This window comes from Streptomyces sp. NPDC059255 (assembly GCF_042752355.1).
Taxonomy (GTDB): Bacteria; Actinomycetota; Actinomycetes; order Streptomycetales; family Streptomycetaceae; genus Streptomyces.
Map to the genome: position 1 here is coordinate 36,168 of NZ_JBHYZP010000054.1, position 9,527 is coordinate 45,694.

4 protein-coding genes and 1 pseudogene are annotated in these 9,527 nt (G+C 74.9%); 4 read left to right on the forward strand and 1 reads right to left on the reverse strand.

What is annotated here, in order from left to right:
* Positions 1 to 251: 251 nt before the first annotated feature.
* A complete protein-coding gene (locus ACFXKG_RS38305) occupies positions 252 to 3,959 on the reverse strand; it encodes an FHA domain-containing protein (RefSeq protein ID WP_384849289.1) in 3,708 nt (1,235 codons plus the stop codon).
* A 542-nt stretch (positions 3,960 to 4,501) separates the two neighbouring features.
* Here ACFXKG_RS38305 and ACFXKG_RS38310 point away from each other — a divergent pair.
* The 4 genes and pseudogenes from ACFXKG_RS38310 to ACFXKG_RS38325 form a co-directional block, all read left to right on the forward strand.
* Positions 4,502 to 6,118 carry a protein kinase gene (locus tag ACFXKG_RS38310; RefSeq protein WP_384849292.1) on the forward strand — a complete coding sequence of 539 codons (1,617 nt, stop codon included), beginning with the start codon at positions 4,502 to 4,504 and terminating at the stop codon, positions 6,116 to 6,118.
* 221 nt (positions 6,119 to 6,339) lie between these two features.
* Positions 6,340 to 7,581 carry a serine/threonine-protein kinase gene (locus tag ACFXKG_RS38315; RefSeq protein WP_384849295.1) on the forward strand — a complete coding sequence of 414 codons (1,242 nt, stop codon included), beginning with the start codon at positions 6,340 to 6,342 and terminating at the stop codon, positions 7,579 to 7,581.
* A 105-nt stretch (positions 7,582 to 7,686) separates the two neighbouring features.
* Positions 7,687 to 8,793 (forward strand): peptide chain release factor 2, encoded by a 1,107-nt coding sequence (prfB, locus tag ACFXKG_RS38320; protein ID WP_384849298.1) that lies wholly within the window; start codon positions 7,687 to 7,689, stop codon positions 8,791 to 8,793.
* A gap of 270 nt (positions 8,794 to 9,063) precedes the next feature.
* A pseudogene (locus tag ACFXKG_RS38325) lies at positions 9,064 to 9,527 on the forward strand (hypothetical protein); the annotation flags it as partial.

Sequence of the window (9,527 nt, forward strand, 5' to 3'; positions counted from 1 at the left end):
GATGCTCTGCGAGTTGTGCGCATCACTGCCCCGTTTCTCTCCCGTATGCGTACGGATCTACGCGCGTGGGACCCGGGCAACGCGGCATGACGTAGCGGCGCTGCTCTCGTCCCGTGGGCACAGTCCTACGTCGGGTGACGAGGGGCCGCAATAGCCGATGGGGGGTGAACGTCTCTATCGTGATGGGCTCGTGACGTGGCCCCGCGGACCAAAGCGGGCGGTCTGATGATCTTTCGGGATGTCCCCGCGACTCAGGGGTGAGCGGGGGTCAGTGGGGCCAGCGGTACGGCGTCCACGGAGCGGGCGGCCCGCTCCAGCGCGCTCGCGAGAAGCGCCAGGTCAGTGGGCCCGTTGCCCAGTTCGCGGACGGGCCGGCGGGCCGGCGGATCGCCCATCCGCTCCCACTCCACCACCGCGACCGTCGGCCGCTGCGTCGCGGTGCGCGGGATGCGGCCGGTGACCCGGCCGCCCTGGAACGGGGTGACCCGGCCGTCCGGATGGCCGAGCCTGCCCCGGCCGGGTGCGGGATCGTCGGGCGCGGGCGCGGCCGGGGGCGCGTCGAGCACGACGCGCAGCCGCGCGCCCTGGGCCAGTTCCGTGTCGACCGTACGCTCGGGGCGGGCCGAGGCGGCCACGAGATGGACCCCGAGGCGCTCGCCGTCCCGCGCGACGGCCTCCAGGGCGCGTACGACGGAACCGGCCGAGGGGCGGCCGGGGCTGCCGAGGGAGGGCGCGACCAGCGCTTCGTAGTCGTCGACCAGCACGACGAGGCGGGGGAGGGGGGCGGACTCCGCGCTCCGGGCGGAGGTCCGGGGGCGGCTCCGGTCCTGCTCCCGGGGCTGTTCCCGGGTCTGCTCCCGTGACTGGTCCCTGGCCTGGTCCCGTGGCTGTTCCCTGGACTGGTCCCGGCCCTGTTCCCTGGTCTGTGGGTGGCGGAGCCTGAGTGTGCCGCCGCCCAGCGTGTCGTTCGCCCGCTGTTCGGCCGTGCTCGGTCCGCGCTGGCTGACCAGCCGCTCCTGGACCTGCTGCGGGTCCCGTGGGTCCTGTGGTTCGCGCGGGGAGCGCGGATCCTGCGCGTCCCGGTGGTCCCGTACGCCGTCCCGCGCGCCGCTGTGCCACTCCGTGAAGTCCAGCCGCCCCAGCAGCTCCGCCCGGCGCTTCAGCTCGCCGCCCAGCGCCTGCGCGAACTGCCGCATCCGGACCGGGTCCGACGCCACCAGATGCTCGGTCACGTGGGGCAGCTCCGTACAGACCGAGAGCCCCTCGCCGCGCTCGCCCCCGGCGCCGTCGACCAGCAGCAGCCCCAGCCGGTCGGGGCGGGCCCCGGCGGCGAGGGAGGCGGCGATGGAGCGCAGCAGCTCCGTACGGCCGCTGCCCGCCGGGCCCTCGATCAGCAGATGCGGGCCCTCCTCCGTCAGATCGACGCTCACCGGGCCGCGCGGCCCCGCCCCGAGGACCGCCGTGCAGTCCAGGGTGCGGTCGGCGGCCGACGCCCAGCGGGCCATCAGCGAGGCCGGGGTGGCGCGGGCGAGCCCCAGCTCGTCCAGCAGCCTCGCCGAGCGCGGCAGCGCGGCGGCGGGCCTGTTCCGGCCGCTCCCGGCGGCCCGCAGCGGCGCCAGCGCCCGGCCGAACCGCTCGGCCCAGGCGGGTGAGACGGCGTCCACCACGGCGAGCGTGCCGTGCCCGGCGGGCTGTCCGACCGCCGTACGCAGCAGCCGCAGCGTGGTGGCCACATCGCCGCTCAGCAGGGCGACGGCCCCGCACTCGCGGAAGGGCAGCGAGGCGGCGCACGCCGTCTCGTAGGTCGCGGCGATCGGCGAGAGCGGGGAGGCGGACTCCGTCTCGGCGAGACAGAGCAGATGGATCCCCGCGGCGGCGCCGCCGCCCGCGAGCCGTGCCGTCGTCTCGCGCAGCGCGGCGGAACCGGGGTCGCCGTCCACGATCACCAGCGTGTACGGGCCGTCGTGGCGGGCGGCGGCCTCCGTGACCGTCCACGGGTCGGCCGAGGCCCAGCCGGGCCCGAGCGGCCCGTCGTCGAGCCGGCGCGTCAGCTCGTCCGTCCGCGCGGTCGCCTGGTCCGCGTCGTACGCGAGGAGCAGCCGGCACTCCTGGCCGTGGGCCGGCCGGACGTGCGGGAGCCAGCCGAGCCAGCTCCAGTCCTGCTTGCGTTCGGCCAGGCTCCGCGCCCGGTCCGCGCTGATCAGCACGATCTCCAGATCGGCGGGCGCGTGCAGCGCGGCGAGCTGGGCCACCGTCCAGCGGGCCAGCCCCGTCAGCCGCTCCCTGGGGCCCGCGATACCGAGCGATCCGGCCTCGCGCAGCCCGACCGTCACCGGGACGAGCGGCAACGGCCGGGTGCCGTCGGTGGACGGGCGGTCGGCGGTGCCGAGCCGGACGGCGAGCGCCTCGGCGTGCCTGCTGCCCCGCTCCCACAGCCGGGGGCCCGGGCCGAGCGCGGTCAGCAGCACCGTGGCCGGATCGGGCCAGGTCTCGGGGGAGAGGCCGCGTCCGGCGGCGGTGGCGGGACCGGCGGGGCCGGGCGCCGTCTCCGGCAGCTCCTCGCCGCGGCTGCCCGCGAGCCGCCGCGCCCAGGCGCCTATGCCGCCGCGGCGGCGGGCCGCCAGGTCGGGCGGTTCGGTGCCGCGCGGGGGCGTCTCCTGGCGGCGGGAGCCCGGTGTCCTGCTGTGCGGCCGGGGTTCCTCGTACGCCGCGGGACCGGCGCCCGGGTCGGCCGCCGCCGGCCTGCTGTGCCCGCTGTCCCGCGTGGCGCCCGGGGCTTCGGAGTCCACCCCGGGCAGCGGGGTGCGGCCGTAGTGCGTGTCGGCGCTGCGCGGGTCGGGCACGCGCGGGGCGCCGGGGGGATTGCCGTACTGCGAGCCGCCGTACTCGGGGCGGGAGGCGCTGTGGCCGTCGTACCGCCCCGTGTCGTACCGCCCGTCGTGTCCGTCGCGCCTCTCCTGCCCGTCCTGTCCGTCCCGCGGGTCGTGCCCGTCGCGCCGGTCGTGCCCGGCCTGCTCGAACCGCCCGCGGTCGTACTGCGTGCCGGGGATCCGGGTCGAGGCGCCCGCCTGCCCCGCGTCGTACGCGCCGGGCGCCCGGCCGCCGCCCGCGTGGCGGCCGCGGGTGCCGCCGCCGGGCGCGGTGTCCGGCCCCGGACCGCCGCGGCCGGCCGCTCCGCGGTCGTCGGGGTCGCCCGGCGCGTCGCCGTACGGGAGCGCTCCCGGGGCGGAGCCCGCGGCCCGGCCCCCGGTGGGGTACGGATCCCGGCCCGTGTCGGCAGTGCGGTCAGTGCCGAGAGCGCCGTCCGCGCGCCGGGTCTCCGGGCGGGTGATCCGCAGGTGGCCCTCGCCGTCCGCCGCCGTCGCCAGCGCGGCCGTGCGCTCCCCGCCCGTGAGGCGGAGCGCGGACTCGCCGAGCCGCAGCAGCGCGCCGGGCGCCAGCCGGACCGGGCGGGGGCCCACCCGGACGCCCTCCAGCGTCGTCCCGTTCGTCGACTGCAGGTCCGCGACCGTGACCCCGCCGTCCTCCGCGACCGTCACCGCGCAGTGCAGCCGCGAGACGTCCGGGTCGTCCAGCGGCACATCGGCGTCGGCGGAGCGGCCGATCCGGATCTGTCCGCCGTGCAGCAGATGCACCCCGCCCGCGTCCGGGCCCGCGACCACGTGGAGCTGGGCGGGCGCGTCCTCCGTCGGGACCTCCGTCTCGCCCGGGAGCTGGAGCGAGAGCACCGCGCCGTCGATCAGCGGCGGCTCGCCCAGGGCGCAGCGCTGCGCGTCGAGCCGCTCGCGGCCGGAGTAGAGGACGACGGTGCCGGGCGCGTCGGGGCCCGAGACGGCCGTGGCGAGGGCGGCGGCGACGGCGGCCAGCGCCGTGCCCGCCGGGGCGGTGACGAGCACGTCACAGGAGCGCCCGGCGGCATGGCCGCCACGCGGCGCGAGGACGGTCAGCCGGATCTGCATCGCCGTCAGCGGTCCCTTCTGCGCGGGGTGCCCGGCAGAGGGGGAAGCACGGTGATCTCCCCCCACGCCACGCACGGACGCGTCGTCCGGTACAGGTCGGCACGGGGCGGCGAGATTCCCCCACTCCACACGTCACGTGCTTGAGGGCATCTTCGCACCTGCCACTGACAACACGCCCGGGTACCGGCAACAAGTGATCTTGAATAGTCGGCTGTTGGCGTAAAAGTGCCTGCTTGGGCGCTTCTTCGCGGCGGGTTGGGACCGGGTGTGATGTCGTCGGCCGCGCGGTGCGGCAACCAGCCGTACGATGCGTGCGTCTTCCTTTCGAACACGATCCGACCCGGTCCGACCCGATCAAGAAGCAGCATCCAGCCCCACGGCCACCTCTCCGGCCACCTCACCGGCCATCCCCTGACCAGGCCTCTGACCGGCGTCCTGACCGGGGAGCCGACCGGCCGGTTTAAAGTGGGTCGGAGGCCCGGCCCGCCGGGCGATGATGATCACGACCAGCGAGACGACCACGATCAGCAGGGAGCCATGACGTGCGGCCCGTAGGCAGCAAGTACCTGCTCGATGAGCCGATCGGACGCGGCGCCACGGGCACCGTCTGGCGAGCGAGTCAGCGGGAGACGGCGGGGGCCGAGGCGGCCGTCGCCGGCCAGCCCGGCGAGACCGTCGCGATCAAGGTCCTCAAGGAGGAGCTGGCGAACGACGCGGACGTGGTGATGCGCTTCCTGCGCGAGCGCTCCGTCCTGCTCCGCCTGACCCACCCCAACATCGTCCGCACCCGTGACCTGGTGGTCGAGGGCGATCTCCTCGCGCTCGTCATGGACCTGGTGGACGGCCCCGACCTGCACCGGTATCTGCGCGAGAACGGCCCGTTCACCCCGGTCGCCGCCGCGCTGCTGACCGCCCAGATCGCAGACGCCCTCGCCGCCAGCCACGCCGACGGCGTCGTCCACCGCGACCTCAAGCCCGCCAACGTCCTGCTGCGGAACGACGGCGAGCGGCTGCATCCGATGCTCACCGACTTCGGCATCGCGCGCCTCGCGGACTCCCCGGGGCTGACCCGCACCCACGAGTTCGTCGGCACCCCGGCCTATGTCGCGCCGGAGTCCGCCGAGGGCCGCCCGCAGACCTCCGCCGTGGACATCTACGGCGCGGGCATCCTGCTGTACGAACTGGTCACGGGGCAGCCGCCGTTCGCCGGCGCGACCGCCCTCGAAGTGCTCCACCGCCACCTCAGCGAGGAGCCCCGCCGCCCCACCACCGTGCCCGAGCCGCTGTGGACCGTCATCGAGCGCTGCCTGCGCAAGGAACCGGACCAGCGGCCCAGCGCGGAGAACCTGGCCCGCGCCCTGCGGACCGTCGCCGCCGGGGTCGGAGTGCACTCCACGCCCGCCCAGGTCGACGCCGCGCTGGGGGTCGCCGCCCTGCTCGCGCCCGACCCGTCGCCCGCGCCCGTACCCGGCACGGCGGGCGGCGACGCCGAGCCGACGCAGGTCCTGCCGAGCAACGCCGCCTCGTACGACCCGGCCGCGCCCACCAGCGTCATGCCCTCCACCGGACCGGGCGCCGGGCGCGGCCCCGGCGCGGCGGACCCGACCGCGATGATGCCGCCCGTACCGCAGGACCCCGAGGGGCCGCACCCCTGGCAGGGGCAGCTGCAGGCCGCGCGGGACCGCAACGAGCAGACCCAGGTCCAGTACCTCGACCCCAGCCAGGACCCGCTGCGCCGCCGCCCGCAGCGGCCGCAGGGCCCCCGGCAGCAGCCTCCGCCGCCCCAGCAGCGTCAGCCGCAGCAGCGGTACGCGCCGCCTCCGCCGCCCCCGCAGCAACACCAGCCCCAGCAGCAGCGTTACGCCCCGCAGCAACAGCAGTACGCGCCGCCCCAGGCACCGCCGCCCCAGCAGCCCGCGCCCCGTCAGCCGCGCGAGCCGCGCCCGCCCCGGCAGCGCAGCGCCAACCCCATGCACATCCCGGGCCTCGGCTGCCTCAAGGGCTGTCTCTTCACGATCGTCCTGCTGGTCATCGCGGGCTGGCTCGTCTGGGAACTGACCCCGCTCCAGGGCTGGATCGCCGAGGGGCAGAGCTACTGGTCGGCGATCGGCGACGGGATCGCCAAGGTGACGGACTGGTTTTCCCGGATCAGCGACTAGCGCCACGACCGGCAAAGCTTGCCGGGAGGGGCAGCAGCGTGCCAGACCTCGGCTCCGGTCCTGGCCCGGGCCGATGTGCGGCACGGGTGATCCGAGGGGACATATCCGCTCGGATCGCCTCATTGCCCCAGTCGGCGGCGGGAGTTGGCGCCGACCGGGGCACGGAGCGCCCCGACTTCCGCGTACTTTGATGGGCAACGCCAGCCGCTGAGGGAGCAGTCTTGGCACGGAATATCGGCAGCCGGTACACCGCCCATCAGATCCTGGGGCGGGGCAGCGCCGGCACGGTGTGGCTCGGCGAGGGGCCCGACGGCCCGGTCGCCATCAAGCTGCTGCGCGAGGACCTCGCGTCCGACCAGGAGCTGGTCGGACGCTTCGTCCAGGAGCGCACCGCCCTGCTCGGGCTCGACCACCCCCGGGTGGTCGCCGTCCACGACCTCGTCGTGGACGGCAACGACCTCGCGCTCGTGATGGATCTGATCCGCGGTACCGACCTGCGCACCCGCCTCGACCGTGAGCGCAGGCTCGCCCCCGAGGCGGCGGTCGCGATCGTCGCCGACGTCGCGGACGGGCTCGCCGCCGCGCACGCGGCCGGGGTCGTCCACCGCGACGTCAAGCCGGAGAACATCCTGCTCGACATGGAGGGCCCGCTCGGCCCGGGCGGCGCGCACCCCGCGCTGCTCACCGACTTCGGCGTCGCCAAGCTGATCGACACCCCCCGGCGCACCAAGGCCAGCAAGATCATCGGCACCCCCGACTATCTGGCGCCCGAGATCGTCGAGGGCCTGCCGCCGCGCGCTGCCGTCGACATCTACGCGCTGGCCACGGTCCTGTACGAGCTGCTCGCCGGGTTCACCCCGTTCGGCGGCGGCCACCCCGGGGCCGTACTGCGCCGCCATGTCACCGAGACCGTCGTCCCGCTGCCCGGAATCCCCGAGGAGCTGTGGCAGCTCCTCGTCCAGTGCCTGGCGAAGGGCCCGGCGTCCCGGCTGCGCGCCTCGGAACTGGCCGCGCGGCTGCGCGAGCAGCTTCCGCTCCTCGCGGGCATCCCGCCGCTGGACGTGGACGAGCCGGACGCGGAGCCCACGGAGCAGCCGCGCCCCTGGGAATCCGCTCCCGGCACCGCCGCCGAGGAGCCGCGCCGCAGGGGCTCGGTCCCGCTGGTGCCCGGCGCGGCCCCGGACTCCAACCGGGACACGCATACGAGCATGCGCGTCCCGGCCCCGGACGAGCTGGCGGGCGGCGCCCGGGGCACCGCCCGCGCGCCCCGCTCCCCGGGCCAGCGCCGCCCCGGCAGCGCCCGGCACAAGGCGGAGGCGGTCCGTAAGCGCCGGATCGCGCTGGGCGCGGCGGCGGTCCTGCTGATCGCGGCGCTGGGCGTGGGCGGCTGGCTGACCCTCGGCGGCGACGGCACGGGCGGCACCCCGCGGGACTCGAAACAGACCACGTCCCCGGTGCCCTAGGCCCTGGACACGGGGTGACCGGGCCCGGCCGGAGGCCGCTGACGGGCACAGCCGGCGCCCCGGAGGCGAGCCGAGCCCTCAAAAATTAGGGGTTAGGCTGGTGCCGTGGCAGTCGTCGATGTATCCGAAGAGCTGAAGTCCCTCTCCTCGACCATGGGGTCGATCGAGGCCGTCCTGGACCTCGACAGGCTGAGGGCCGACATCGCCGTGCTCGAGGAGCAGGCCGCGGTGCCGTCCCTCTGGGACGACCCCGAGGCGGCGCAGAAGATCACCAGCAAGCTGTCGCACCTCCAGGCCGAGGTCCGCAAGACCGAGGCGCTGCGCGGGCGCATCGACGACCTGGAAGTGATGTTCGAGCTGGCCGAGTCCGAGGACGACGCGGAGGCGCGCGCCGAGGCGGAGGCCGAGCTGGAGTCGGTGCGCAAGGCGCTGGACGAGATGGAGGTCCGTACGCTCCTGTCCGGCGAGTACGACGAGCGCGAGGCGCTGGTCAACATCCGCGCCGAGGCGGGTGGCGTGGACGCCGCCGACTTCGCCGAGCAGCTGCAGCGGATGTATCTGCGCTGGGCGGAGCGGCACGGCTACGGCACCGAGGTCTACGAGACGTCGTACGCGGAGGAGGCCGGCATCAAGTCGACCACCTTCGTCGTGAAGACGCCGTACGCGTACGGGACGCTCTCCGTGGAGCAGGGCACCCACCGCCTGGTCCGTATCTCGCCGTTCGACAACCAGGGCCGCCGCCAGACGTCCTTCGCGGGCGTCGAGGTGCTGCCGGTCGTGGAGTCCAGCGACCATGTCGAGATCGACGAGTCCGAGCTGCGCGTGGACGTGTACCGCGCGTCGGGCCCCGGTGGTCAGGGCGTCAACACCACGGACTCCGCGGTCCGTATCACGCACATCCCGACCGGCATCGTGGTCTCCTGCCAGAACGAGCGCTCGCAGATCCAGAACAAGGCGAGCGCGATGAACGTCCTCCAGGCGAAGCTGCTGGAGCGCCGCCGGCAGGAGGAGCAGGCCAGGATGGACGCTCTGAAGGGCGACGGCGGCAACTCCTGGGGCAACCAGATGCGTTCCTATGTCCTTCACCCGTACCAAATGGTCAAGGACCTGCGGACGGAGTTCGAGGTCGGCAATCCGCAGGGTGTGCTGGACGGGGAGATCGACGGATTCCTGGAAGCTGGAATTCGCTGGCGCAAGCAGCAGGACAAGTAAATTCGCGCTTTGTCGACAAGGGAACTGCCGTCCGGTGGGCGGCAGTTCCCTTTTACGTCACAGTTGCATCCCCGCACGCCGGACAACTCCCGCGATATCGGTCATCGCACGCGCAACGACCTTGACGCGTATATGAAAACCGGGAACTCTGACGCTTGGCATGCGTATATCCGGGGCGCGTGAGACCGGGGGCGGCGAGCACGGCCCCCCAGCGGCCGCGGCCCCGGACGCTGCACCACTGACGTATCAGCTACTGGGGGTAGCAAGCAGATGACCAAAAAGACGCGGATCCGCGTGGCACGTGTGGCGGCCGGTGCGGTTATCGCCGCGGGCGCCTCGCTGACCATCGCGGGCGCCGCCCAGGCCGCCGGTATCGGCGTGTCCGTGGAGACGGGCGTCGTCGATGTCGGCCTCGGCATCAACGACACGTCGGCCGGCACGACCGACGGCGGCGGCGACCCGGGTGGCGTCGACAGCGGCGGCACCTCCGACGGTGGCACGACCGACGGCGGGACCACGGACGGCGGGACCACCGACGGTGGCACGACCGACGGCGGGACCACCGATGGTGGGACCACGGACGGTGGCACGACCGACGGTGGTACGACGGACGGCGGGACCACCGATGGTGGCACCACGGACGGCGGGACCACGGACGGCGGGACCACCGACGGTGGCACGACCGACGGCGGGACCACCGATGGTGGGACCACGGACGGTGGCACGACCGACGG